The organism is Kribbella sp. NBC_01484 (assembly GCF_036227145.1).
Lineage (GTDB): Bacteria > Actinomycetota > Actinomycetes > Propionibacteriales > Kribbellaceae > Kribbella.
Genome location: NZ_CP109437.1, coordinates 337,426 through 363,645, shown reverse-complemented (window position 1 = coordinate 363,645; position 26,220 = coordinate 337,426). Strand labels below are relative to the sequence as shown.

24 protein-coding genes and 2 rRNA genes are annotated in these 26,220 nt (G+C 67.9%); 24 read left to right on the top strand and 2 right to left on the bottom strand.

Features of this window, described 5'->3' with window-relative positions:
• Window positions 1-153: 153 nt before the first annotated feature.
• From OG555_RS01665 to OG555_RS01645, 5 genes are all read left to right on the top strand, one after another.
• A 23S ribosomal RNA gene (locus tag OG555_RS01665) occupies window positions 154-3,279 on the top strand.
• Between the two features lie 170 nt (window positions 3,280-3,449).
• A 5S ribosomal RNA gene (rrf, locus tag OG555_RS01660) occupies window positions 3,450-3,567 on the top strand.
• A gap of 235 nt (window positions 3,568-3,802) precedes the next feature.
• Window positions 3,803-5,074: a hypothetical protein gene (locus OG555_RS01655; protein WP_329480478.1), complete on the top strand. Its 1,272-nt coding sequence runs from the start codon at window positions 3,803-3,805 to the stop codon at window positions 5,072-5,074.
• Window positions 5,071-5,949: a hypothetical protein gene (locus OG555_RS01650; RefSeq protein ID WP_329480476.1), complete on the top strand. Its 879-nt coding sequence runs from the start codon at window positions 5,071-5,073 to the stop codon at window positions 5,947-5,949. Before OG555_RS01655 ends, OG555_RS01650 begins: the two co-directional genes overlap by 4 nt.
• Window positions 5,950-6,003: 54 nt before the next feature.
• Window positions 6,004-6,882, top strand: coding sequence for a CHAD domain-containing protein (locus OG555_RS01645; RefSeq protein ID WP_329480474.1), 879 nt, complete (start codon window positions 6,004-6,006; stop codon window positions 6,880-6,882).
• 4 nt (window positions 6,883-6,886) lie between these two features.
• On the opposite strand, the gene OG555_RS01640 is transcribed toward OG555_RS01645, so the two are convergent.
• Window positions 6,887-8,056: a DUF1015 domain-containing protein gene (locus tag OG555_RS01640; protein WP_329480473.1), complete on the bottom strand. Its 1,170-nt coding sequence runs from the start codon at window positions 8,054-8,056 to the stop codon at window positions 6,887-6,889.
• 24 nt (window positions 8,057-8,080) lie between these two features.
• Here OG555_RS01640 and OG555_RS01635 point away from each other — a divergent pair, with 24 nt between their 5' ends.
• From OG555_RS01635 to OG555_RS01560, 16 genes are all read left to right on the top strand, one after another.
• Window positions 8,081-9,190 carry an HAD-IIA family hydrolase gene (locus tag OG555_RS01635; protein WP_329480471.1) on the top strand — a complete coding sequence of 370 codons (1,110 nt, stop codon included), beginning with the start codon at window positions 8,081-8,083 and terminating at the stop codon, window positions 9,188-9,190.
• 167 nt (window positions 9,191-9,357) lie between these two features.
• Window positions 9,358-9,843 (top strand): polyhydroxyalkanoate synthesis protein PhaF, encoded by a 486-nt coding sequence (locus OG555_RS01630; protein WP_329480469.1) that lies wholly within the window; start codon window positions 9,358-9,360, stop codon window positions 9,841-9,843.
• A gap of 1 nt (window position 9,844) precedes the next feature.
• A complete protein-coding gene (locus tag OG555_RS01625; RefSeq protein ID WP_329480467.1) occupies window positions 9,845-10,339 on the top strand; it encodes a hypothetical protein in 495 nt (164 codons plus the stop codon).
• Window positions 10,340-11,155: a TlyA family RNA methyltransferase gene (locus OG555_RS01620; RefSeq protein ID WP_329480465.1), complete on the top strand. Its 816-nt coding sequence runs from the start codon at window positions 10,340-10,342 to the stop codon at window positions 11,153-11,155. It abuts the gene before it with no gap.
• A 12-nt stretch (window positions 11,156-11,167) separates the two neighbouring features.
• Window positions 11,168-12,109, top strand: coding sequence for an NAD kinase (locus OG555_RS01615; RefSeq protein WP_329480463.1), 942 nt, complete (start codon window positions 11,168-11,170; stop codon window positions 12,107-12,109).
• Window positions 12,109-13,830, top strand: a complete 1,722-nt coding sequence (gene recN, locus OG555_RS01610; protein ID WP_329480461.1) for a DNA repair protein RecN — start codon at window positions 12,109-12,111, stop codon at window positions 13,828-13,830. The genes OG555_RS01615 and recN overlap by 1 nt, the downstream gene beginning before the upstream one ends.
• 127 nt (window positions 13,831-13,957) lie before the next feature.
• Window positions 13,958-15,139: a putative cytokinetic ring protein SteA gene (steA, locus tag OG555_RS01605; RefSeq protein WP_328518946.1), complete on the top strand. Its 1,182-nt coding sequence runs from the start codon at window positions 13,958-13,960 to the stop codon at window positions 15,137-15,139.
• On the top strand, window positions 15,136-16,083 hold the full coding sequence (locus tag OG555_RS01600) for a copper transporter (protein WP_329480459.1): 948 nt from the start codon (window positions 15,136-15,138) through the stop codon (window positions 16,081-16,083). The genes steA and OG555_RS01600 overlap by 4 nt, the downstream gene beginning before the upstream one ends.
• A gap of 1 nt (window position 16,084) precedes the next feature.
• Window positions 16,085-16,894 carry a hypothetical protein gene (locus tag OG555_RS01595; protein ID WP_329480457.1) on the top strand — a complete coding sequence of 270 codons (810 nt, stop codon included), beginning with the start codon at window positions 16,085-16,087 and terminating at the stop codon, window positions 16,892-16,894.
• Complete coding sequence (gene murJ / locus OG555_RS01590; RefSeq protein ID WP_329480455.1) at window positions 16,873-18,498, top strand: murein biosynthesis integral membrane protein MurJ; 1,626 nt, start codon at window positions 16,873-16,875, stop codon at window positions 18,496-18,498. The genes OG555_RS01595 and murJ overlap by 22 nt, the downstream gene beginning before the upstream one ends.
• A complete protein-coding gene (locus OG555_RS01585; RefSeq protein ID WP_329480453.1) occupies window positions 18,495-19,520 on the top strand; it encodes a glycosyltransferase family 4 protein in 1,026 nt (341 codons plus the stop codon). Before murJ ends, OG555_RS01585 begins: the two co-directional genes overlap by 4 nt.
• Window positions 19,521-19,541: 21 nt before the next feature.
• Window positions 19,542-21,260, top strand: a complete 1,719-nt coding sequence (locus OG555_RS01580) for a CTP synthase (protein ID WP_329480451.1) — start codon at window positions 19,542-19,544, stop codon at window positions 21,258-21,260.
• Window positions 21,257-21,907, top strand: a complete 651-nt coding sequence (locus OG555_RS01575; protein WP_329480449.1) for an NUDIX hydrolase — start codon at window positions 21,257-21,259, stop codon at window positions 21,905-21,907. Before OG555_RS01580 ends, OG555_RS01575 begins: the two co-directional genes overlap by 4 nt.
• Before the next feature lie 101 nt (window positions 21,908-22,008).
• Window positions 22,009-22,158 (top strand): hypothetical protein, encoded by a 150-nt coding sequence (locus tag OG555_RS01570; protein WP_328518953.1) that lies wholly within the window; start codon window positions 22,009-22,011, stop codon window positions 22,156-22,158.
• The gene (locus OG555_RS01565; protein ID WP_329480447.1) at window positions 22,155-22,847 is read left to right on the top strand and encodes a cytochrome b N-terminal domain-containing protein; all 693 of its coding nucleotides are present in this window, start codon (window positions 22,155-22,157) and stop codon (window positions 22,845-22,847) included. The genes OG555_RS01570 and OG555_RS01565 overlap by 4 nt, the downstream gene beginning before the upstream one ends.
• Entirely contained in the window at window positions 22,844-23,812 is a 969-nt protein-coding gene (locus tag OG555_RS01560; RefSeq protein WP_329480445.1) for a hypothetical protein, read from the top strand. The genes OG555_RS01565 and OG555_RS01560 overlap by 4 nt, the downstream gene beginning before the upstream one ends.
• A gap of 149 nt (window positions 23,813-23,961) precedes the next feature.
• Here the strand turns inward: OG555_RS01560 and OG555_RS01555 are convergent, their stop codons facing one another.
• On the bottom strand, window positions 23,962-24,570 hold the full coding sequence (locus tag OG555_RS01555) for a hypothetical protein (RefSeq protein ID WP_329480443.1): 609 nt from the start codon (window positions 24,568-24,570) through the stop codon (window positions 23,962-23,964).
• Window positions 24,571-24,676: 106 nt separating this feature from the next.
• Here OG555_RS01555 and OG555_RS01550 point away from each other — a divergent pair, with 106 nt between their 5' ends.
• The 3 genes from OG555_RS01550 (at window position 24,677) to OG555_RS01540 (ending at window position 26,136) form a co-directional block, all read left to right on the top strand.
• Window positions 24,677-25,534: a sulfurtransferase gene (locus OG555_RS01550; RefSeq protein WP_329480441.1), complete on the top strand. Its 858-nt coding sequence runs from the start codon at window positions 24,677-24,679 to the stop codon at window positions 25,532-25,534.
• A gap of 92 nt (window positions 25,535-25,626) precedes the next feature.
• The gene (locus OG555_RS01545) at window positions 25,627-25,860 is read left to right on the top strand and encodes a hypothetical protein (RefSeq protein ID WP_329480439.1); all 234 of its coding nucleotides are present in this window, start codon (window positions 25,627-25,629) and stop codon (window positions 25,858-25,860) included.
• Between the two features lie 12 nt (window positions 25,861-25,872).
• Window positions 25,873-26,136, top strand: a complete 264-nt coding sequence (locus tag OG555_RS01540; RefSeq protein ID WP_329480437.1) for a hypothetical protein — start codon at window positions 25,873-25,875, stop codon at window positions 26,134-26,136.
• Window positions 26,137-26,220 lie beyond the last annotated feature (84 nt).

Below are 26,220 nucleotides of genomic sequence, written 5' to 3'. Positions count from 1 at the left end.
TTCGCTTGATGGGTGTGTTGTTTCCCTGGATGGTGTGCTCGATCATGTGTGTGGTGGTTTAAGGGTTGGTGTTCCTGCCCGTATTTTGAGAACTGTATAGTGGACGCGAGCATCTCTTTGTAGCGTAATTTTGTCTTTTGTTGTTTGTTTTTGTGACAAGCTACTAAGGGCAATCGGTGGATGTCTTGGTACCAAGAGCCGATGAAGGACGTTGGAGCCTGCGATAAGCCCCGGGGAGTTGGCAACCGAGCTGTGATCCGGGGGTGTCCGAATGGGGAAACCCAGCTGGCATTCTAAAGCCAGTTACCAGTGCCTGAACACATAGGGTTCTGGAGGGAACGCGGGGAAGTGAAACATCTCAGTACCCGCAGGAAGAGAAAACAATAGTGATTCCGTGAGTAGTGGCGAGCGAAAGCGGATGAGGCTAAACCATGTGCGTGTGATAGCCGGCGTGCGTTGCGTATATGGGGTTGTGGGAGCATTCGGGTCTTAATGCCGTGAGACCAGAGAGTTATAAATCGCTGTTGAAGTCGAATCTTCTGGAATGTCGAGCCGTAGTGGGTTATAGCCCTGTAGGCGTAAGACAGTGACTCTCGAGTGTTTTCCCAAGTAGCACGGGACTCTTGAAATCCCGTGTGAATCTGGCGGGACCACCCGCTAAGCCTAAATACTTCTTGGTGACCGATAGCGGACTAGTACCGTGAGGGAAAGATGAAAAGTACCCCGGGAGGGGAGTGAAATAGTACCTGAAACCGATTGCCTACAATCCGTCGGAGCATCTCCTTGTGGGGTGTGACGGCGTGCCTTTTGAAGAATGAGCCTGCGAGTTAGTGGTGTGTGGCGAGGTTAACCCGTGTGGGGTAGCCGTAGCGAAAGCGAGTCTGAATAGGGCGCTTTAGTCGCATGCTCTAGACCCGAAGCGGAGTGATCTATCCATGGGCAGGTTGAAGCGTGGGTAAGACCGCGTGGAGGACCGAACCCACCAGGGTTGAAAACCTGGGGGATGACCTGTGGATAGGGGTGAAAGGCCAATCAAACTCCGTGATAGCTGGTTCTCCCCGAAATGCATATAGGTGCAGCGTCGCGTGTTTCTTACCGGAGGTAGAGCACTGGATGGTCTAGGGGGCTTACCGGCTTACCGAAATCAGCCAAACTCCGAATGCCGGTAAGTGAGAGCGCGGCAGTGAGACTGCGGGGGATAAGCTCCGTAGTCGAGAGGGAAACAGCCCAGATCACCAGCTAAGGCCCCTAAGCGATTGCTAAGTGGAAAAGGATGTGGAGTTGCCCAGACAACCAGGAGGTTGGCTTAGAAGCAGCCACCCTTGAAAGAGTGCGTAATAGCTCACTGGTCAAGTGATTCCGCGCCGACAATGTAGCGGGGCTCAAGCAATCCGCCGAAGCTGTGGCATTCACACTCGTACCAGGTGTTGTCTTCGGACGGCATCCAGGTGTGTGGATGGGTAGGGGAGCGTCGTGCAGCGTGTGAAGCAGCCTAGTGATGGAGTTGTGGATGCTGCACGAGTGAGAATGCAGGCATGAGTAGCGAATGACGGGTGAGAAACCCGTCCGCCGGATGATCAAGGGTTCCAGGGTCAAGCTAATCTGCCCTGGGTAAGTCGGGACCTAAGGCGAGGCCGACAGGCGTAGTCGATGGACAACGGGTTGATATTCCCGTACCGGCATTAACACGACCCGACCGAACCCGCTGATGCTAAGGACCAGAATCCATGACGCCTTCGGGCTGAGTGGTGGACGGTTTGACCCGAGGTGGTAGTAGGTGCATTGAGGAGTGACGCAGGAGGGTAGTCCAACCGCGGCGATGGTAGGCGCAAGCTGATCCGCGGGCAAGGTGGTAGGGCGAGGCATAGGCAAATCCGTGTCTCACATAGCCTGAGAGCCGAGGCGGACCCGTTTAGGGGAAGTGGATGATCCCATGCTGCCGAGAAAAACTTCGCAGTGAGTGTTAGAGCCGCCCGTACCCCAAACCGACACAGGTGATCAGGTAGAGAATACCAAGGCGATCGAGTGAACCATGGTTAAGGAACTCGGCAAAATGCCCCCGTAACTTCGGGAGAAGGGGGGCCGGATCCGTTAGGTGACTTGCTCACCGACGCGGTGATGGCCGCAGAGACCAGGCCCAAGCGACTGTTTACTAAAAACACAGGTCCGTGCGAAGAAGTAATTCGATGTATACGGACTGACGCCTGCCCGGTGCTGGAACGTTAAGGGGACAGGTTAGTCGGCTTAGGCCGGCGAAGCTTTGAACTTAAGCGCCAGTAAACGGCGGTGGTAACTATAACCATCCTAAGGTAGCGAAATTCCTTGTCGGGTAAGTTCCGACCTGCACGAATGGCGTAACGACTTGGGCGCTGTCTCAACCGTGGACTCGGCGAAATTGCATTACGAGTAAAGATGCTCGTTACGCGCAGCAGGACGGAAAGACCCCGGGACCTTTACTACAACTTGGTATTGGTGGTCGGTACAACTTGTGTAGGATAGGTGGGAGACTGTGAAACTCGGACGCCAGTTCGGGTGGAGTCATCGTTGAAATACCACTCTGGTTGTTCTGGCTGTCTAACTTTGGTCCGTTATCCGGATCAGGGACAGTGCCTGGTGGGTAGTTTGACTGGGGCGGTCGCCTCCTAAAAGGTAACGGAGGCGCTCAAAGGTTCCCTCAGCCTGGTTGGCAATCAGGTGTCGAGTGTAAGTGCACAAGGGAGCTTGACTGTGAGACAGACATGTCGAGCAGGGACGAAAGTCGGAACTAGTGATCCGGCGGTGGCATGTGGGAGCACCGTCGCTCAACGGATAAAAGGTACCCCGGGGATAACAGGCTGATCTTCCCCAAGAGTCCATATCGACGGGATGGTTTGGCACCTCGATGTCGGCTCGTCGCATCCTGGGGCTGGAGTAGGTCCCAAGGGTTGGGCTGTTCGCCCATTAAAGCGGCACGCGAGCTGGGTTTAGAACGTCGTGAGACAGTTCGGTCCCTATCCGCTGCGCGCGCAGGAGACTTGAGAAGGGCTGCCCCTAGTACGAGAGGACCGGGGTGGACGAACCTCTGGTGTGCCAGTTGTTCCGCCAGGAGCACGGCTGGTTGGCTACGTTCGGGAGTGATAACCGCTGAAAGCATCTAAGCGGGAAGCACGCTTCAAGATGAGGTCTCCCACCGGGTTAACCGGGTAAGGCCCCCAGTAGACCACTGGGTTGATAGGCCAGAAGTGGAAGCATCGCAAGATGTGGAGCTGACTGGTACTAATAGGCCGAGGGCTTGTCACACACACCCACCCATGGTGGGTAGCAAACCCCCAACAGACACTGCGCTACGTAACTGAGAGAAGCATTCGCGTCCACTGTACGGTTCCCGAAATACGGTCAACCCCCAGCCCACCAAACCCCACACGGGGTTTGTGGCTTGGCAGGATGGTTGGTTGATATTTCTATAGAGTTTCGGTGGCCATAGCGTCGGGGAAACACCCAGTCTCCATTCCGAACCTGGAAGTTAAGCCCGACAGCGCCGATGGTACTGCGATCGGGAGATCGTGGGAGAGTAGGACGCCGCCGGACATTCACACTGTTAAGGGCCACCCCGTAAGGGGTGGCCCTTAACACATGTCCGGATCTTCTCGGCCCGCACCGCCAGGTCCACGGGAGCCCTCGATGGGGCTCCCCGGCGTGGGTGGCGGTAGGTTTGTGCGGTTACCGCACCACTGCATCGTTTGCACAGCATCGTTAGGAGTCACCGTGGCTACGCCACCTCGCAATTCTCACTCCGGCTCGGGGGATCGTCGTGGTTCGTCCGGTGGCGCCGGAGGTTCCGGTCGCTCTGGAGGCGGCCGGTCCGGTGGAAGCAGCGGGCGATCCGGTGCGGGCGCCGGCCGATCCGGCGGTTCTGGTGGTGCCGGGCGGTCAGGTGGTTCTGGCGGTGCCGGACGATCTGGTGGCGCGGGCGGCTCCGGGCGACCTGGTGCCGGTGGCTCCGGACGATCGGGTGGTGCCGGCGGTTCTGGCGCTGGGCGGTCTGGTGGTACCGGCGGGCGCGGTGGTTCTGGCGGTGGGCAGTCTTCCGGTGGGTATCGGGGACCGTCCGGCCGTGGGGACGGACCGCGGACGAGTGGGCCGCGTGGTGGATCACGGGACGGGCGTTCCGGGGATCGTGACGACAACCGGTACGACAACCGGCGCGGGTATGCCGGGGCGCGGGGTGATGACAAGGCTGAGCGGGATCCGTTCCGTGGGCAGTTGTCCGATCGTGAGCAGCGCGATGACCGGGGTGCCGGTGCTCGTGGCGCCGGTCGTGATGACCGGGCCGGTGGTTACCGCCGTCCCGAGGGACGTGACGACCGTGGGAGTGCGGGCCGTGGTGGTCCCCGACGGGACGAGAGCGGCTTCCGGCGGGACGAGCGGCCGGCTGATCGCGGTACCTACCGCAGGGACGACCGGTCTGGACGCGACGACCGCGGCGGTCCCCGCCGCGACGAGCGCGCCGGCGACCGCGGCGGCTACCGCCGCGATGACCGCTCCGCAGGTGGCGACCGCGGCGGCTACCGGAGCAGCGAGCGTTCCGGGAGTGGCGATCGCGGCGGCTACCGGAGCGATGACCGATCCGGTGGTGGCGATCGCGGCGGCTACCGGCGTGACGAGCGCTCGGGTGGTGGCGATCGCGGTGGATACCGGCGTGACGAGCGTTCCGCAGGTGGGGACCGTGGCGGCTACCGGAACGAGCGTTCTGGCGGCGGTTATCCGCGGGCCGGGCGGGACGAGCGTGGTGGGCGCGATGAGCGTAGTGGGTATCAGCGGGATGACCGGGGTGGTCGGGATGAGCGGCCGGCTCGGGATGGGTACCGTGGTGCGGCGCGGGGGAGCGGGCCGGCTCGGGGTGAGCGTGGCGCGTTCCGGCGGGATGAGCGTGGTGGCGACTCGCGTGGGCGTTCGGGGCCCCGACGGGACGACCGGGACGAGCGCCGTGGTGGGCCTCGGCGGGATGATCGGGGCGAGGAGAGGGTTGGGCCTCGCCGGGACGATCCGGCCATTCCGGAAGGGATCACCGGGGCTGAGCTCGATCGTTCGGTGAAGGCCGAGCTGCGGTCACTGCCGCGGAGTCTGGCGGATCTGGTCGCCCAGCATCTGGTCGCGTCGGGGCGGTTCCTCGACGACGATCCGGAGCTGGCGTATCAGCATGCCCGGACGGCGCGGCGATTGGCTGCGCGGCTTGGCGGCGTACGGGAGGCTGTGGCGATCACGGCGTACCTGGCGGAGCATTATGACGAGGCGCTGACGGAGTTCCGGGCGGTCCGGCGGATGACCGGGAACCACGAGGTCCTCGCGATGATGGCTGACTGCGAGCGAGCGCTCGGGCGGCCGGACAAGGCGCTGGCGCTGACGAAGGACAAGCACGTCCGCGAACTGTCGGAGGGTACGCAGATCGAGCTGCTGATCGTGGCGGCCGGTGCGCGGCGCGACATGGGGCAGACGGCGGCGGCGATCCAGACGCTCGAGGTGCCGGAGCTGACCAAGCGGACGCGGGCCGAGTGGTTGCCGCGGCTGCGCTATGCGTACGCCGACGCGCTCGAGGCGGCTGGGCGCACCGAGGACGCGCTCATCTGGTTCCACCGGGCGGCCGGCGTCGACGGGGACGGTGTCACCGGCGCTGCCGAACGCGCTGCCCGGCTCGAAGGCCTCGAGTTCACCGACCTCGACGAAGACGACACCGTCGTGGACGACGAGTACTTCGAGCAGGAAGACGACCTGGCCGAGCAGGAAGACGCAGCGGACGAGCTGGAAGACGCCGCGGACGAGCTGGAAGACGCCGCGGACGAGCTGGACGACGCGGCGGACGAGCTGGACGATGCTGCGGACGAGCAGGAAGACGCCGTAGCCGAGCTGGAAGAGGCTGCGGACGAGGGTCTGGTGGACACGCCTGCGGAAGACGACAAGCCGGAGGAATAAGACAGCGCGCTCGACGCACAGCCGCGTTCAGCTCGAGCGGGGGAGAATGGGGCGATGACGGAGAGCGTGGGTGGGGCGGGCGAGCCGCTGGGGGCCGAGGCTCCGGTTCGGGTGCTGGTGGGTAGCGCGCTTGCGAAGGGCGCTACCCGGCTGCAGGGCGCCGTGCTGATGGTGGAGAAGGGCCAGGACGACGCCATCCACCAGGTGCGGGTGTCGTGCCGGCGATTGCGGAGCGACCTGAAGCTGTTCCGGAAGCTGCTGGCGGGCGACTGGGCCGGCGAGTTGCGCAGCGACCTGGCCGCCCTGGCCCAGGCGTGCGGTGAAACCCGGGATCTGGAAGTGATCGCCGCGCTGGTGCGCGAGACCGCGAACAGCGAGGACGACGAAGAGCACGTCGAGACGATCCTGACGACGCTCACCGTCGGGCTGGACCGGGCCTCGGCACGATCGGCCGAGGTGGTGCTGGGGGCGACCACCGCGGAACTGCTCGAGACACTCGAAGCCGTCGCCGCGGCGCCGGACCTCAAACCCACGGCCGCCAAGCCGTGCGGCGAGGTCCTGCCCGAGCTCCTCGATGCCGCCAACCTCAAGTTCACCCAAGAGGCCAACAAGCTGAAGCCCTGGACTCCGGACGACGACTGGCACGAGGTGAGGCTGTTGGCGAAGCGCGTCCGATACGCCGCCGACACCAGTGCGTCCGTGCTCGGTGACGAAGCCAAAGCCACCGCCACCCAAGCAGCCAAATATCAAGAGCTATTGGGCCAGCACCAGGACCACTGCGCCGCGGCCGACGCTCTGACCGCCATGGCCGAGGACGCAGCCGCTCAGGACGACCCAGAGCTGTCCTTCACCCTTGGACGCCTGACAGAGCGCCACCGGGCGGCTCGCAGGCCACTCCGCGAGGAGTTCCTCAGCCTGTACCACCGGCCCTGACAGCTCACAGCGTCCGGAACAGCAACCCCACCCGCGGCTTAGGACCGAACGACGTCGCTTTCTGCGGCAGTACGGCGCCCCGCACGGCCGACCGTAGTACCTGATCCATCCGAGGCGCGACGAGCTCCACAGCCGCCTGCTGAGGCCCAGCCAGCGCCACCGCGTCCTGAAGGGTGTGGTGGAAGCTGATGTCCGCCTCAACCACTCCCCAGGCCGGCAGCAACAGGTCGTGAAGCATCGAGACAGTTGGAGCTTCCTGTCCGCGCGTGGAGCGCAGAGTCACCCAGCTCGACCCATCGGTCACGGCGATCCGGTCCGGCACACGTTCCACTCGACCGGGCAGCACCTGCCAGCCCTCCGGGGTACGCGTCTGGACTGTGGCGAGGTCGAGCCCCGGTACGACGCGGTGGATCGGATCCAGCGTGAGTGGGTGGCGGTTGTAGTCGACCAGCATCGCCAGACCGAACTCCGCACTCGGGCGGGTCGGTTCACGCCGCTGGCGTTCCAGGTACGCCGCATAGCGGTGGTGGCCGTCCGCGATGAGCGCCTCGTGCTGAGCCAGCTCCGCTGCGATCATCGCCAGCGTGGAAGGGTCCTCGATCCGCCAGATCCGGTGATGTGCGCCGTTGTAGGTGTCAGCGACGACCCATGGATCACCAGAGCGGGCGTTGTCCACCGCATCACTCGCCGCGCCACCATCGCCGTATGCGAGCAGGATGGGCTCCAGGTCGGCGTCGGTCGCTTCCATCAGTTCGAGCCGGTCGTCCACCCAGTGCGGCATGACATCCTCATGGGGCAGCACCACTCGCGCCGCCGGATCCAGGCCGAGTGAACCGACCAGTCCGCACAGTACGGCGCTCCCCAGTTGCTGCTCGTACACGTACAGCGCGGGCCGCGGGTCCTGCACGACCACACCGTCGCGTTGCCACCCGGTCAGCCGTCGCGCGGGTTCGTCGTACCGGCCGGGGCCGAGGTCCGGATCGCGTGGAAGGATGAGCCTCACCATGTTGTGCAGATCAGAGTCAGTCAGCCGCCGGACCAGGGCGGGTTCCAGTACGTCGTACGGCGGTGACGTGACGGCGCCGAGCGCGCTCACCTTGCCGGCGACGAACCGCCACGCGCGCAGCGGGTCGAGCCGCAGGGCGCCCCTCGAGTCCGGCCCGCTTGATGGCATGGGCGGAATCGTACGGGGGGAAGCATGACCACGGAACGGAAAGCGCCCGCGCCGCTCTCGGCGTGTGATGAACCCCTCGCCAGCCGGTACGACGTGGCCCTGCTCGACCTGGACGGGGTCGTGTACGTCGGCCCGGATCCGGTCCCGGACGCGCCCGAGAACCTGCGGAAAGCTGCCAAGGAAGGCATGCGGATCGGCTACATCACCAACAACGCGAGCCGGCCGGCGCGGGTCGTCGCCGAGCACCTGGCGTCGTTCGGGCTGGATGTGATCGCCGACGACGTGGTGACGTCCGCGCAGGCGGCGGCGAAGTTGATCGCCAGCGAGTTCCCCAAGGGTTCGCCGGTGCTAGTGGTCGGTGGTGAGGGGCTGTACACGGCCCTTGAGGAGTACGGGCTGAGTCCGGTCCGGAGCAGCGACGCGCGGCCGGTCGCCGTCGTCCAGGGATTTCACCCGGATGTGAACTGGGTGATGCTCGCGGACGGCGCGCACGCGATTCACGAGGGCGCGAAGTGGTTCGCGACCAATCTGGATCTGACGATTCCGACCGCGGCCGGGAAGGCGCCGGGGAACGGGACGCTGGTGCGGGCGATTCGCGCCGCCGTCGATGTGGATCCGGTCGTCGCCGGAAAGCCCGAGCCGCCGCTGCTGGAGACAAGCATCGAGCGGCTCAAAGCCCAGCGTCCGTTGATGATCGGGGACCGGCTGGACTCGGATATCGCCGGGGCGCACGCGGTCGGGATCGCGAGTCTGTGGGTCGCGACGGGCGTGAACGACGCGCATGATCTGGCCCGGGCGTCGAAGGACCAGCGGCCGACGTACATCGCGGCCGGGCTGGGCGCGCTTGCGGAGAAGCAGGCCGGCGTGACGGTCGACGGTGCGCGGCACGCGTGTGCGGGCTGGACCGCCGAGGTCGTGAACAACGCGGTGTCGGTGAAGGGCGAGGGCGCGCCGTACGACGGTCTGCGGGCGATCCTGTCCGCGGTGTGGGCCGCGGTCGACGCACCGGCGAAACCGGGCCCGAAGCCGGCCAAGACGGCCGGTCGCACCCGTCGCCCGCTCCCGAAGCCCGCGCCGGCCCCCGGCACGATCGCCATCGACGCCGCCCTGCACCGGGTCGGCCTGGACAAATAGACGCATGCCCCCTCACCTCGAGGGTTGCCCGCTGAGATTTCCAGGGGGCAACCCTCCAGCTGAGGGGCTGCCCGTTCGGTTGGGGGGTTGGGCAGTTGGGGGGCGGGGCTGGGTGGTATTGCGGGGGTGAGGCGATACCGTTGCTGGGGACGAGCGAGGAGGCAGTCATGGTGTTGGACGCACTGCGCGGCTACGTACAGCTGGCGAGCGGGCTGACCGAGGTCACCCGGCAGAAGGCCCAGGCGGCCGCGAAGGCGCTGTTGCAGCAGACCGGCGCGGATTCGCTGACGACCGGGCTGACCAGCAAGGTGAGCGAGCTGACCGACGAGATCGTTGCCACCAGCAAGAGTAACCGTCAGCTCCTGCAGGCGATCGTGTCGAACGAGGTCGAGGGCGCGGTCGCGCGGCTCGGGTTCGTCCGCGCCGAGGAGGTCGCGGCGCTGACCCGCCGGGTGCGGGCGCTCGAGGGCGAGCTGGCCGAGACCCGCGGCACCGCGCCCGCCGCTGCCGCGCCGGCCGGTGACGAGCTGGAGGACGACGACTGGTCGGCACCGGTGCCGAAGAAGGTAGCCAAGAAGGCGGCCGCGAGGAAGGCACCGGCCGCGAAGAAGGCGGCCAAGAAGCCGGCGGAGAAGCCGGCGGAGAAGGCGTGACATGACCGAGCATCCAGGCGAGCAATTCCCGCCGGACGTGGACCCCGACGTCGAGCCGGGCTTCGCACCGGACCCGTCCGAGGAAGCGCCCGCGCTCCCCGACTACGACACCGAACCGGGCCCGCAGAACCACGCGTACGCCGAGGCCGAGGTCGACACCGAAGCAGCCTTCGAAGCGTCGCCGGACGAATCAGCCGCCGGTGAGACGGCTGAGGAGCACGCGCATGTGGACCCGGCCGAGGTGGAGTTCGGTCCCGAGTTCGCGCGGTCCCCGGGCCAGGAACACGAACACTCCTTCCTGGCCGAGTCCGCCGAGGATCCCGCTCCGCGCGAGCAGGGTCATCCTCTCGTGGAGGAGACGATGTCCCGGCTTGACGAGTTGCGCGACCGGCCGGTGAGTGAGCACGCCGAGGTGTACGCCGACCTGCACGAGCGACTGCAGAGCGCCCTGGTCGAGGCCGACGCCGAGCACGGTGACCGAGGCCAGACGGTCTGAGTGGCCAAGGGAGTCAAGCGATCGCGGCTCGACGCCGAGTTGGTACGACGCGGTCTCGCGCGGTCTCGTGAGCACGCGAGCGACCTGATCGCGGCCGGCAAGGTGAAGGTGTCCGGGACTGTGGCCACCAAGCCCGCGACCGGTGTCGGCGCCGACGCACCGATTCTCGTCGACACGTCCGGGACGGACGACCCCGGCTATGCGAGCCGTGGTGCGCACAAGCTGATCGGTGCCCTCGAAGCCTTCGACCAGGTGCAGGTCAAGGGCCGCCGATGCCTCGACGCGGGCGCGTCCACCGGCGGATTCACCGACGTACTGCTCCGCAACGAAGCAGCTCACGTGATCGCGGTCGACGTCGGCTACGGCCAGCTGGTGTGGTCGTTGCAGACCGACGAGCGCGTCACGGTGATGGACCGGACCAACGTCCGCACGCTGACCCTCGACACCATCGGTGGTGAACCGGTCGATCTCGTCGTCAGCGACCTCAGCTTCATCTCGCTCACGCTCGTGCTCCCGGCGCTGATCGGCGTCGCGAAGCCGGACGGTGACCTGGTGCTGATGGTGAAACCGCAGTTCGAGGTCGGTAAGGAGCGGCTCGGTAAAGGCGGCGTCGTCCGCGACCCCGAGTTGCGCGCGGACGCCGTACGCGGAGTGGCGGCCAGGGCTGTCGAGCTCGGCTGGGGAATCGCGGGCGTCGCGGCCAGCCCGTTGCCTGGTCCGTCAGGAAATGTCGAATACTTCCTGTGGATACGCCGGTCAGCGTCGGCGCTCGATGAGACGATGCTCCAGACCGCTGTTCGGAGCGGTCCACAGTGAGAGGTGGGGTCGTTGGTGGGTGAGCGCGAGCCGCGGCGCGTGCTGCTGGTGACGCACACCGGGCGGGAACTGGCGGTGGAGGTGGCGCGCGAGGCACACCGGCTGCTGACCGGCGCCGGGATGCAGGTCCGGCTGCTCGGCGACGAGGCCGAGGCGCTCAAGCTCGACCCGGTGGAGATCGTCGACGACCACGAGAAGGCGGCGCTGGACGTCGAGCTGATCATGGTGCTCGGCGGCGACGGCTCGATCCTGCGCGGCGCCGAGCTGGCCCGCCCGCACGGTACGCCGGTGCTCGGGGTGAACCTCGGTCACGTCGGGTTCCTGGCGGAGGCCGAGGTGGACGACCTGGAGCGGATCGTCCAGGTGGTGGTGGACCGCAGCTACACGGTCGAGGAGCGGATGACGCTGGCCGTCGAGGTCCGGCTGGCCGGCGAGCTGATCTTCGACACCTGGGCGCTGAACGAGGCGAGTGTGGAGAAGGCGGCCCGCGAGCGGATGCTCGAGGTGCTGGTGGAGGTCGACGACCGCCCGCTGTCCCGCTGGGGCTGCGACGGCGTCGTGGTGGCGACCCCCACCGGGAGTACGGCGTACGCGTTCTCCGCGGGTGGTCCGATCGTCTGGCCCGAGGTCGAGGCGATCCTGATGGTGCCGCTCAGCGCGCACGCACTGTTCTCGCGGCCGATCGTGGTGGCGCCGACGTCGCGGCTGTCGATCGAGCTGATCCCGTCCTGGCACGGGCGCGGTGTGCTGTGGTGTGACGGCCGCCGGATGGTCGAGGTGCCGCCGGGCGCCGAGATCGAGGTGCGGCGCGGCACCACCCCGGTCCGGTTGGCCCGGGCGCACGAGGCGCCCTTCACCGACCGGCTGGTGGCGAAGTTCGATCTCCCGGTGCTCGGCTGGCGTGGCGCCGCCGAACGCAAACGCAACGGCAACAGCCAACAGGAGAAGACCTGATGCTCTCCGAAATCCGCATCACCGGATTGGGCGTGATCGAGGACGCCACGCTGGACCTCGATCCGGGGTTCACCGCGGTCACCGGCGAGACCGGGGCCGGCAAGACGATGGTCGTGACCGGGGTGAACATGCTGCTCGGCGGCCGGGCGGACAGCGGCCTGGTGCGGCACGGCACCCGCCGGGCGCGGGTCGAGGGCCGGGCCAGCGGCGTACCGAAGTCGATCGTGCAGCAGGCCGAGGACCGTGGCGGTGAGCTGGACGACGACGAGTTGCTGATCGCCCGCGAGCTCTCCGCGGAGGGCCGGTCCCGGGCGTTCCTCGGCGGCGCGTCCGTCCCGGTGTCCGTGCTGGGTGAGGTCTCCGGCGATCTGGTCGCGATCCACGGCCAGGCCGACCAGTGGCGTCTGCTGCAGCCCGCGCGGCAACGCGAAACCCTGGACACGTTCGCCGGCAAGCCCCTGCTCGTGCCCCTGCAGGAGTACGCCGCGGCCTACAAGCGGCACCGCGAGGTCGAGGCCGAGCTGACCGAGCTGACCACCCGGCAGCGCGATCGCCTCGCCGAGGCCGACCTGCTCCGCTTCGGCCTGGACGAGGTCGCGAAGGCCGAGCCCTTGCCGGGCGAGGACATCGAGCTCGCCGCCGAGGAGGACCGCCTCGCGTACGCCGACGGCCTGCGGACCGCGGCCACCACGGCAGCCGACGCCCTCGCCACCGAGGACATGGACTCCACCCGGCCGAACGACGTGATCGGGCTGCTCGCTCTGACCAAGCAGGTCCTGGATGCGGAGCGCCGGCACGACCCCAAGCTGGCCGAGCTGGCGGACCGGGCCGGCGAACTCGGGTACCTGGCCGCCGATCTGGTCGGCGAACTGTCGTCGTACGCCGCTGATGTCGACACCGACCCGGCTCGGCTGGCGGTGGTGAGCGAGCGGCGCTCCTTGCTGACCGGTCTGGTTCGCAAGTACGGCGCCGAGCAGGGCACCGTGGACGAGGTCCTCGAGTGGACGAGGCGGTCCGCGACTCGCCTGGCCGAGCTGGACGGTAGCGATGAGCGAGTGGAGTTGCTCACCGCTGAGCTGGCAGAGCTGGACGCGAGGCTCGCCGACCTGGGCCGGCAGATGCGCGAGGCCCGGATCGAGGCCGCGGAGCGGCTCGGCGTTCTGGTGTCCGAGGAGCTGACCGGCCTGGCGATGCCGCACGCGAAGCTGTCGGTCGTGGTGCACGAGACCACGGCCGGACCGTACGGGATCGACGAGGTCGAGTTCTGCTTCGCGGCGAACCCGGGGAGCCCGGCGCGCCCACTCCAGAAGGCCGCGTCGGGCGGTGAACTCTCCCGGGTGATGCTCGCGCTCGAGGTGATCCTGTCCGACACGCACCCGGTGCCGACGCTAGTGTTCGACGAGATCGACGCCGGGATCGGCGGCCGCGCCGCGGTCGAGGTGGGCAAGCGGCTGGCCCGGCTGGCGGAGAAGACCCAGGTGATCGTGGTGACGCACCTGCCGCAGGTGGCCGCGTTCGCGGACCGTCACGCCATGGTGCTGAAGAGCGACGACGGCTCGGTCACGACGAGTGGTCTGGTCGCGCTCGACGACGATGCCCGGCTGAAGGAACTGTCGCGGATGATGGCCGGCCTGGAGAATTCCGACGCCGCTCAGGCCCATGCGGAGGAACTCCTCGCCCTCGCGGCGGAACGCCACAAACCCCGGCGGAAGAAGCGCTGAACCCCGCCGCATTTCGTTCGAAAGGACGATTTTGACGCAGCGTTACTGTTATTTCAGTGCGTGAACAAGGGCCTGCCCGGGTAAATGACCAGGGAAGGGGCTCTTGACATGGCAGGATGAGAGCGCGATGAAACTGCCCAGCCTGCGGAGAGCGCGACCTACTGAACTGCCCGGGACCGCCGGAGTGGTCCGGCTCGATCGGCGTACCAAGAATCTCACGAAACGGCTGAAGCCGGGCGAGATCGCGGTCATCGACCATGTCGATCTGGACCGGGTCAGCGCCGAGGCGCTGGTCGACTGCAAGGTCGCCGCGGTGGTGAACGTCGCCGACTCGATCAGCGGCCGCTATCCGAACCTCGGTCCGGAGATCCTCGTCGAGGCCGGGATCCCGCTGGTCGACGGGGTCGGCCGCGAGGTGTTCTCGATCCTGCACGAGGGCGAGCGGGTGCGGCTGCACGAGGGCTCGCTCTACCGCGGCGAGGAAGTCGTCGCCAAGGGCGTCACCCAGGACAGCCAGACCGTCGCGGAGCTGATGGACGAGGCCCGGTCCGGGCTGTCCAGCCAGCTCGAGGCCTTCACCGCCAACACCCTCGAGTACCTGCGGCGCGAACGCGACCTGCTGCTCGACGGTGTCGGCGTCCCCGAGATCCACACGCCGATGGACGGCAAGCACGTGCTGATCGTGGTCCGCGGGTACGACTACCGCGAGGACCTGGTCGCCCTGCGGTCGTACATCCGCGAGTACCGGCCGGTGCTGATCGGGGTCGACGGCGGCGCCGACGCCCTGGTGGAGAACGGGTACGCCCCGGACCTGATCGTCGGCGACATGGACTCGGTGCGGGACGACACGCTGAAGAGCGGCGCCGAGGTGGTCGTGCACGCGTACCGCGACGGCCGCGCGCCCGGCTCGGAGCGGCTGGAGCGGCTCGGGGTCGACTCGATCGAGTTCCCGGCCACCGGCACCAGCGAGGATGTCGCGATGCTGCTGGCCGACTCCAAGGGTGCCTCGCTGATCGTCGCGGTCGGCACGCACAACTCGCTGGTGGAGTTCCTCGACAAGGGGCGCTCCGGGATGGCGAGCACCTTCATCACCCGGCTGCGGGTCGGTGCCAAGCTGGTGGATGCCAAGGGTGTCGGCCGGCTGTACCGCAGCCGTGTGTCGACCTTCCAGGTGGTCGCGCTGGCCGTGGCCGGCCTGTTCGCACTCGGCATGGCGTTGGTCGCGATCGGCGCCGACGACGTGCTCTGGTCGATCCTGCGGGCGCGCTGGAGCGACTTCGTCTACTGGATCCGGGAGCTGTTCACGTGATCGACTTTCGCTACCACATCGTCTCGATCGTGGCGATCTTCTTCGCCCTGGGCGCCGGTGTGGTGCTCGGTTCCGGCCCGCTGAAGGGCGCCGGCAACGAGCTCGTCCAGGCCCAGGCCGAGAAGGACCGGCAGCAGCTGGCCGACGCGCGGGCCGAGCTGGTGCAGGTGAAGGCCCTGGACAAGTACCGCGACGACTTCGTCGCCAAGGTCACCACCGGGCTGACCGACGGCAAGCTGACCGGCAAGAAGATCGTGGTCGTGACGATGCCGAACGCCGACGGCGACCTGACCACGTCGATCCAGGACGAGCTGGAGAAGGCCGGCGGCCAGGTGACCACGAAGGTGGCGCTGGACGCCAAGCTCTTCGACCCCGGTCAGCGTCAGCTGGTCGAGTCGCTGGTCACCCAGCTCGTCACCGCGGACATCCAGTTCCCGGCCGACAGTACGACGTACCAGCGGGCCGGACTGATCCTGGCCCGGGGGGTCGCGGCCAAGGAGGAAGGCAGGACGGCCGACGCCGACTCGACCAAGATCCTCAGCGGACTGACCGGCGCGAAGCTGTTGTCGCTGAAGCCGTCGCAGATCAAGGACCGGGCCACCTTGTTCGTCGTCGTGGCCGCCAAGCCGCCGACGCCGACGCCGGACAACTCGACGTACAACGACTCCGTCGACTTCATCCAGGGTCTGGATGAGGGCAGCGGCGGTGTCGTCGTGGCCGGTACGCCGGAGACCGCACAGAACGGCGGTCTGATCAAGGCCTTGCGGAGTGACTCCGAGGCGTCCAAGATCGTTTCCTCGGTGGACGTGGCCGATCTCCCCTCCGGGCAGATGACAGTCGTCTTCGCGCTGGTCGAGCAGGCGAGTGGCAAGGCGGGGCACTACGGCGCCATCGACGCGAAGAACGGCGTCGCGCCGTCGGCCGTACAGACGAAGGACAACTGACGTGGGAATTCTCAGCGCTGCCGTCGCGGCAGCCGCCACCGCCGCGCTCGAACGCGCCGCGGACAAGCTGCCGAAGGAGAACCGGGAGCCGTTCGAGCGGACGAACCATCGCGGTGAGCCGGTCACGTTGCTGGAGGGACCGATCGCGGTCCTCGGCGCGCTGGCCGGGGTCGCGGCGTCGAAGTCCGACGGCAAGGTCAAGGCGGCCGCGCTGCTCGCGGGCTCGGTGTCGGGTGCGGTCGGTGCGTACGACGATCTGCGCGGCACCGCGCAGGCCAAGGGTTTCCGCGGCCACTTCGGCGCGTTGAAGCGTGGCGAAGTGACCAGCGGCGCGGTGAAGATCCTCGGCGTCGGTGCGGTCGGCCTGGCCGCCGCGGCGCTGCTGCCGCGCAGGTCCAGTGGCGTGAAGGCGGTCGCCGGAATCGTTGCCGACGGCGCCTTGATCGCCGGCACCGCCAACCTGACCAACCTGCTCGACCTGCGTCCCGGCCGTGCGCTGAAGGCGGTCGCCGCGGTGAACGCGCCGCTCGCGGTCGTGAACGGCCCGGCCGGCGCGGTCGTCGGAGCGGCCGTGGCCTCTGCCCCGTCCGACCTCGGCGAGCGTTCGATGCTGGGCGACTGCGGCGCGAACGGCCTCGGCGCCATCACCGGTACGGCGCTCGCCGCATCGCTCCCGCGGCCACTCAAGACGCTGGTGCTGGGCGCGGTCGTCGCGCTGAACCTGGCGAGCGAGAAGGTCAGCTTCACCAAGGTCATCGCAGGCAACCCGGTCCTGGACAAGATCGACCAGTGGGGCCGACGACCCAGGTGAGCGAAGACGGCTCGGCCGGCCGGCCGAGCGCGGGAGCGCGCGTAGCGCAGGCGGCTCTGCTCATTGCCGGGATCACCGTGCTCGCCCGAGTGGCCGGCTTCGGCCGCTGGCTCGTCTTCTCGAAGACCGTCGGGGCCGGTTGTCTCGCCGAGGCCTACACCACAGCGAATCAGCTGCCGAACATCCTGTTCGAGGTGGTCGCCGGCGGAGCGCTGGCCGGTGTGGTCATCCCGGTGCTGGCCGGCCCGGTGGCGCGGGGCGACCGAGCCGCGCAGGGGCGCATCATCGGCGCACTCTTCTCGTGGTCCTTCCTCCTGCTGGCGCCGTTCGCCTTGCTGGCTTGGGTTCTTGCAGGTAGGTACTCGGACGCGATGCTGGACCCCGGCGCGGAGTGCGGTGGTTCGGTGGCGACTGCGACGCGGATGCTGGCGATCTTCGTGCCGCAGGTGTTCGGCTACGCGATCGCCGTGATCGCGACCGCGGTTCTCCAATCCCACAGGCGTTTCGCGGCCGGTGCGTTGGCGCCACTGATTTCGAGCCTGGTGGTCATTGCCACCTACTTCCTGTTCGCAGCCGCGGCGCCTGACGCCGACGCCGCCTCACGGAGTGCCGCCGGCCTGCTGGCCTGGGGTACGACGGCCGGAGTGGCCGCACTGGCGCTCACGGTCCTCGTGCCGATGCTTTTCCTGCGCCTGCCGATCAGACCCACACTGCGACTGGACCCTGGCGTCGGGCCGGTGCTTCGAAGGCTCGCACTGGCCGGCCTGGCGGTCCTGATCGCACAGCAGCTCACCTTCGTCGTCACCACCTACCTGGCCAACCACAGGGGTGTTGCGGGCAGCATTGCCGTCTACACCTGGGCCAACGCGATTTACCTGCTCCCGTACGCCGTACTCGCGGTGCCGATCACCACGGCGGTGTTCCCGCGACTCGCTGCGACGCATGAGTCAAGGGAGCGCTTCGACTTCTACGCGTCGGGCTCAACGCGCGCGGTGATGCTGGCCGGCGGTGCGGGAGCAGCCTTGCTGGTCGGGACCGCTGTCCCGGTGGCACGCATCTTCGCGTACGACGACGGCACGGTGCACGAGGCCACTGCGTCTTCGCTGGCTCACGCGCTGGTCGCCTTCGCACCTGCCGCCATCGGTTTCGCCGTCCTGATGCATGTCGGTCGCGTGCTCTACGCGCGGCACTCCGGTCGCCAGATGGCTATGGTGACGTCGGCGGCCTGGGTGCTGGTCGCCGTTGCCGGAGTGGTGCTGACAGCCGAGTGGGACGCGGTGCCGGCGTTGGCAGCAGCCATGTCGGTAGGCATGGTGGCAGGCGCTGTTGTCCTACTCGTCGTCCTGCAGCGTGAAGCCGGGCCTGGTGTGCTGTCCGGACTGACCCGTGCCACCCTTGCCGCAGTGGTCGGCGCCGCGCTGGCCGGTGCTGCAGGCTGGGCGGTCGCCCTGCCGGCCGACGACGCCGGAGTGGGCGAGGCACTCGTGTTCGGCGTGCTATCGGGTCTGGCGGTTGTCATCGTGTACGCCGCGGTCGCGGTGGTCCTGGATCGCGCGGATGCCCGCGCACTGTTCCGTCGGCGTCTGGTGGAGGAGAAGCAATGAGGATCGGGCTGCTGCTCGCGGAGTCGCGCGGCGGGATCGGGCAGCACGTCGCCTCGCTCGTGCCCCGCTTCATCGACGCCGGGCACGAGGTGGTCGTGTGTGCGCCGCCAGGCACCGCGGAGCACTTCGACTTCGGCGCCGCGACGATCGTCACGCAGGCGCCGGCGCTGCGTGGGTCCGATGTGATCCACGCGCACGGCTATCGCGCCGGCATGGCCGCACTGCGGGACCGGTCGAGGTTGCGGCCGCTCGTGGTCAGCTGGCACAACGCGGTGATCGCACCCGGACCGCGTGGGCTCGTGATGCGGTTGGGCCAGCGCCTGGTCGCCAGGGGCGCGGACCTGACTCTGGGCGCCTCCAGCGACCTCGTGGACCTGGCGAAGAGCCTGGGCGCCCGGGATGCCCGTCTGGCGCCTGTTGCGGCTCCTGCGATCCCTCAGGCCCGCACGCCGGCTGCCGACCTGCGCCAGGCACTGGGCGTGGGCCAACAGCCCCTGGTCCTCACAGTGGGTCGGTTGGCTCCGCAGAAGGACTATCCGACCCTGCTGTCCGTCGCTGCCCGGGTGCACGAGTCGACTCCGGATGCTGTGTTCGTGGTTGTCGGTGACGGCCCGCTGCGCGAGAACCTGCAGGCCCGGATCGACGCCGAACAACTGCCGGTGCGTCTGCTCGGACATCGGTCCGATGTCGCCGACCTCTTGGGTGCGGCCGATGTGTTCTTGCTCACATCGCACTGGGAGGCCCGGGCTCTGGTGATCCAGGAGGCGATGCAGGTCGGCGTACCGGTGGTGGCGACCGCGGTCGGCGGCATCCCCGAGCTGGTCGAGGGCAGCGCTGTCCTGGCGTTTCCCGGTGACGCGGATGGGTTGGCCGACGGCGTTCGGGCGGTGCTGGCGGAGCCCGAGACTGCGAACGGTATGCGGACGCGAGGCCGGGAGTTGGCCGCCAGATGGCCGGACGAGGACGCGGTGGCGAAGAATCTGCTGGACATCTATGCGGGTCTCGTCGCGACCAGGGGTTGACAAGAGGTAGGCTGAAGGCCCGTGGACAGGGCTTCGAACTTCCAGCAGACCAAGCACGTTTTCGTCACCGGTGGTGTGGCGTCCAGCCTCGGCAAGGGGCTGACAGCGTCAAGCCTCGGCAGTCTGCTGACGGCACGGGGCATCCGGGTGACCATGCAGAAGCTGGATCCGTATCTCAATGTGGATCCCGGCACCATGAACCCGTTCCAGCACGGCGAGGTGTTCGTCACCAACGACGGCGCCGAGACCGACCTGGACATCGGGCACTACGAGCGCTTCCTCGACCGGGACCTCTCCCAGGTCGCCAACGTGACCACCGGACAGGTCTACTCGAGCGTGATCGCCAAGGAGCGGCGCGGCGAGTATCTCGGTGACACCGTCCAGGTGATCCCGCACATCACCAACGAGATCAAGGAACGGATGCTGGCGATGGCCGGCCCGGACGTGGACGTCGTACTCCACGAGATCGGCGGCACGGTCGGCGACATCGAGTCGCTGCCGTTCCTGGAGGCGGCCCGGCAGGTCCGGCACGACGTCGGCCGCGACAACGTGTTCTTCCTGCACATCTCGCTGGTCCCGTACCTCGCCCCGAGCGGCGAGCTGAAGACCAAGCCGACCCAGCACTCGGTCGCCGCGCTGCGCTCGATCGGTATCGCACCGGACGCGGTCGTCTGCCGCGCCGACCGGCCGATCCCGGACGGGGTCAAGCGGAAGATCTCGCTGATGTGCGACGTCGACCAGGAGGCCGTGGTGGCCGCCGTCGACTCGCCGAGCATCTACGACATCCCCAAGGTGCTGCACACCGAGGGCCTCGACGCGTACGTCGTCCGCCGCCTGAACCTGCCGTTCCGCGACGTCGACTGGACCCGCTGGGACGAGCTGCTCCGGGTCGTGCACCACCCGAAGGACGACGTCACGGTCGCGCTGGTCGGCAAGTACATCGACCTTCCGGACGCGTACCTGTCGGTCGCGGAGGCGCTGCGGGCCGGCGGCTTCGACAACGACGCGCGGGTGAACCTGCGCTGGATCGCCTCCGACGAGTGCGCCACGCCGGAGGCGGCCGCGCGGCTGCTAGGTGACGTCGACGCGATCTGCATCCCGGGCGGGTTCGGCGTCCGCGGCATCGAGGGCAAGATCGGCGCGATCCGGTTCGCCCGCGAGCAGGGAATCCCGATCCTCGGTCTGTGCCTCGGCCTGCAGTGCATGGTGATCGAGGTGGCCCGCGACCTGGCCGGCCTGGTGGACGCGAACTCCAGCGAGTTCGACCCGGATGCCGAACAGCCGGTGATCGCGACGATGGAAGAGCAGAAGGACATCGTGTCCGGCTCCGGCGACCTGGGCGGCACCATGCGGCTCGGCCTCTATCCGGCGAACCTGGCCGACGGCTCGATCGTCCGCGGCCTTTACGGCGCTCCGTCCGTGCAGGAGCGGCACCGGCACCGCTACGAGGTCAACAACGCGTACCGGGACAAGCTGGAGACCGCCGGACTGGTGTTCAGCGGACTGTCGCCGGACAACGAGCTGGTCGAGTTCATCGAGCTGGACCGCTCGCTGCACCCGTACTTCGTCGCCACCCAGGCGCACCCGGAGCTGCGATCCCGGCCGACCAAGCCGCACCCGCTGTTCTCCGGGTTGATCGCGGCCGCCCTGGTCCGCCAGCGCGAGTCCCGGCTCCCGGTCGAGGAGCCTGCCGTCACGAAGAAGGCCGCGGCCGGCAAGACCGCGGTCAAGACTCGATGAAGGACCACCCAGAACTGCGATTCGGTGCCGGTCTGGCCGACGTCCGTGAGCAGTGGCCGGTCTCCTCGTCGGAGGTCGTGCACACGACCGGTCGAGTGATCTCGGTACGGCGCGACACCGTCGCCCCACCGGGTCAGGACTCGTTCGTGCGGGATGTCGTCGTACACCCCGGTGCGGTGGGTGTGGTTGCCCTGGACGAGGACAACCGGATGCTGCTGGTGCGCCAGTACCGGCATCCGGTCGGCTACCGGCTGCTCGAGCCACCGGCCGGACTGCTCGACGTGCACGGGGAGCAGTACCGCCTGGGCGGTGAGCGCGAGCTGTGGGAGGAGACCGCGACCAAGGCCGCCGACTGGCGCATCCTGGTCGACGCGTTCACCTCGCCGGGCATGACCACCGAAGCGATCCGCATCTTCCTGGCCCGCGACCTGTCACCCGACGACGAGTCCTACGACCGCCTCCACGAGGAGGCCGACATGGAAACCGTCTGGGCCCCCCTGATCGACGTCGTCGGCGCCGTCCTGGCCGGCCACCTCCAGAACCCCATCCTCGTGATGGGCTCCCTCGCCGCCTGGACGGCCCTCAACGGCCCCGGCTTCGAATCCCTCCGCCCCGCCGACTCACCCTGGCCTGCCAAGGACCGCTAGAGCACGACTTTGGTCCCGTGCGGTAGAGGCCTAGGTCCCTGCCCAACGGTCCCGCCCGCGCGGACTCTGGGAGCAACAGCGGGTTCCGCGGAGGTGACCAGATGAAGGGCAGCTACATCCACTGGGGCGTCATCCAGATCTCGGTGACAAACCTGGTGATTATCGTGGCGATGATCGTCGTCTTCGGACTGGCCCTCGTCGTCCCGTTCCCGACGGGCCGTTCGGACGATGACGACGAGGCCGGATCATGACCTCGATCGCGAGCCGCGCGGCGGCCGGGGGACAATCGCAGCCGGAGTCACGGAACTGGACAGCCCGTCTCCGCGCCCGGCTCGGACGAACCGTCCCACCTGGTCAGCTGTTGCCGGACCGGCAACCGGCGTACGTCAATTCCTGGATCTATGTCTTCGGCGCGCTGACGCTGGCTGCTTTGCTGACGGTGCTGGCCTCCGGGGTGGTGCTGACGCTGGGCGGTGCGGCCTGGTGGCACACGTCCTCAGTCGGACACTTCGTGAACTCGCTGCATCTGTGGAGCGTGGAGTTGTTCTTCGCCTTCATGGTGATCCACCTGTGGGGGAAGTTCTTCATGGCCGCATGGCGCGGGCGGCGGGCGCTGACCTGGATGACCGGGGTCGTCGCGTTCCTGGGTTCCATCGGCACCGCGTTCACCGGATACCTGTCGCAGTCGAATTTCGACGCGCAGTGGATCGGTGGTCAGGCGAAGGACGGCCTCAACTCGGTCGGCATCGGTGCTTGGTTCAATGTGCTCAATCCGGGTCAGATGCTGCTGTGGCACGTCGCTCTGCTTCCCGGGTTGCTGGGGATCCTGGTGGTCGCGCATGTCGTGCTGGTCCGCCGGCACGGTGTCGTCCCGCCGCTCGACGCGGAGTCGCCGACCGCGGTGAAGCCTGACGAGTCCGACGAGGAGGGCCTGCGATGAACGCGACCTCCACACCGCACCGGGCCGCGCGACGCGACCGGACCCCGGATGCGCACGACTTTCCCACCCGCTCCTACGACCTGGTCAAGGAGTTCGTCCTGGCGCTGGCCGTCGTGGTTGTCCTGACGGTTCTCCTGGCGGTGGTGTTCTCGTCACCCGACGAGAAGTCGATCAGCCTGGCGGACTGGGCCAACAATGCACCGAACGACGTTGTGGCGACTGCCGCCGGTGAGCTGGCCGGCACGACCACGAGTGCCGAGTACGGCGCGCCGTACAACACCGCCGGGGACGGACAGGTCCTGGGTCCGCTCGCGCTGCAGCGGTGGGCAGGGGTGCGGATTCCGGTCGACTCCGCGCAGGATCTGGTCATCGCACCGCTGAGCGGTGTGAGTGGCGACCCCGCGCTGACAAGCGCACTGGCCCGCTGGAATGCGGCGACCCCTGAGCAGCGGCAGGCCTGGGCCGCGACCTATGCCGACGCGCTCGCCGCGGCACCGGACACCAACGCCTCCGCTGTCCCGGCCGTGCCCGCCGAAGGCCCGGTTCCGATCCTGGCGGCGAGCTTCCTGCGGTTGGCCCGGAGCGGCGGACTCGAAGGCGCACTAGATGCCAAGGGCAACTTCTACAAGGGCGATGCGACGCGTGGCCTGCTGCTGCTGTCCGACGGCGCCTACCTCGAGGACCAGGCGCGGGCGCGGAATCTCGGTGGCGACCAGTGGGGCATGATGAACGAGACCGGGAACTACCCGGGCCAGCCCTGGATGTGGCTCTACACATTCTGGTACCAGGTCAAGCCGTTCTCGACCTCCGACAACGCCGACGCCCAGGTCTGGGCGCTGATGATGGTGCTGTCCCTCGGGCTGGTGCTCGTGCCGTTCATCCCCGGGATCCGCTCGATCCCGCGCTGGGTACCGATCCACCGGCTCGTCTGGCGCGACTACTACCGTCAGAACCCTCGCCGCTGACCCAGCCCGGGCCGGGAGGGGCTTGAGGCAGGGAGTCAGGCTCCGCATCTTCACGCTGGCGACCGGCCGAGCCCACTCGAGTGGGGAAATAAACTTGCACCAGGCGCCGAATAGTTTCCCCACAGGCGCGAACCGATCGGGCTCGGGCGTCAGTGCCGCCCGAGGCCGATCGCCTCGCCGCCGTCCTCCGCGAGGGCGGCGGCGACCAGCCGTGCGTTCGCTGCGAACTCCTCAGCGGGCAGCTTCGGCAACATGTCGTCCCAGGCCGCGATCATGGCTCCACGCAGCTGCATCATCCCGGCCGGCCGCGCGAGGAACCAGACGTGGAAGTGCTCGCTCCCGTCGCCCCACCGGTTGAAATGCGTCCGCCCCACGCTGTCGATCCGCTGGATCGCGCCGGCCACGCGCTGGATCATCGGCCCGAGCGTGGCGGTCAGCTCCGGCGGCAGGTTGTCGAGCCGGTAGTGCTCACGCGGTTCGAGCAGTGCGACCATCGGCAGGCCGCTCAGCTGGAACCCGGCCTTGAGAGCCCACTGGTCGTCCCGCCAGATCACGAACCCGTCCGGATCCGCACACTTCGGGCACGCGTCCCCGCCGGGCTCACCGCGCCGCGGCGGCTCGGGGAGCACCGGGTCGGCCAGCGGCACCACCTGGATGTCGCCCTCGAACGGGAAGAACGGTCCGCCCTGCAACGGCTCGGCTGACATGCGTTCGCCGTACGGAAGCCTGCGGTGGTAGTCGGACGGGAGTTCGGTCATGCGCACATTCTGCCTGCCGGCCGTCTCACGTTCGCAGTGTTCGGATCGAGCAGGGGACAGCGGTACGTACACTAACGATTCGTACACTAATCAATGAGGAGGAGCGATGGCGCGAGAGCAGGTGCTGGTCGACGGTGATTGGCTGGAGAAGCGGCTGGACGACCCCGCGGTGGTGGTCTTCGAGGTGGATGAGAACAGCCAGGCGCACGCCGATCGGCACATCCCCGGCGCGCTCGCCCTCGACTGGCGAGCCGACCTGCAGGACCCGCTCCGCCGGGACCTGATCGGCCAGGACGCCTTCGAGGAACTGCTGACCACGCACCAGGTCACGCCGGACGACACCGTGATCCTGTACGGCGGGGACAACAACTGGTTCGCGGCCTACGCGTACTGGTATTTCAAGCTCTACGGTCATCGGGACGTGCGCCTCCTCGACGGAGGCACCAAGCGCTGGCAGCTCGATGGACGAGTGCTGACGGATGCGCCGGCCGCCCGTGCGCGCAAGCCCCGGCCGGCCGCCTACCAGGCCCAGCCCGCGGACGCGAACCTGCGGGCCTACCGCGACGACGTGATCGCCGCCATCGGCCGGGACAGCATCCTCGACGTCCGGTCGCCGGCGGAGTTCTCCGGCGAGATCCTGGCGCCGGCGCACTTCCCGCAGGAGCAGCCGCAGGTCCCCGGGCACGTCCCCGGCGCGGTCAACGTGCCGTGGTCCCAGGCCGTGGCCGACGACGGCACCTTCCTCGCCGACGAACGGCTTCGCGAGCTGTACGCCGGTGCCGGGCTCTCGCTGACCGGACCCGGCGAGGCCGCCGCCGACATCGTCGTCTACTGCCGGATCGGTGAGCGCAGTGCGCACAGCTGGTTCGTCCTGCACGAGCTCCTGGACCAGCCGTCGGTCCGGAACTACGACGGCTCCTGGGTCGAGTACGGCTCGCTGATCGGCGTACCGGTCGAGCTGTGACCCGGCCTGTACGGGCGTTGCAGCGAGGTGCAACGCCCGTGCAACAGGCCGGCGGACCATCTGATCACGACCCCTCAGCTCCGGGAGATCAGATGAGCATCGCCAGGGAACGACACTGGACCACCGACCTCGTCACAGCCTTGTGCCAGCAGCTCTACGCCCTGGCACGACGCGAGGAGGAAGCCGCCGCCAACCTTGCCTCGCGGACGCCGTACTGGGCGTCGCTCCCGCCGTCGGTCGAGGCACATCGCGTGGCGGCCCGGCGGCTGCGCGACGATGCGGACCGCCTCGAGTTCGAGTCCCGTCCCTGGGGCGTCCCGATCTGAGGAGGTGGGCCCATGCTGATCGAAAGCTCAGAGGTCGACCAGGTGGTGCTGGTGTGCGGCTCGGACGATTGTGGCGGCCGCGAAGCCGACCACGAGTCCGAGACTGTCGCGTACTGGGAGACGCCCGACTCCGGCACCCTGGTCACCCGGAAAACCTGCCGCCGGTGCAGCCTGGCGACGATCATCCGGCGATGGGTCGGGCCCGCCCGTCCACCGTCGCACGACTGCGGCTACTACAGCGACTCCTCTGGTCTCTGTTCCTACTGCACCTGCTGATGGTTGCTTGGCCGAGCCTGGCCGAACTCCGGCACGACCTGGTGATGCGGGGTCCGCACCTCGATCGCCCTCGTCGGCGAGTGC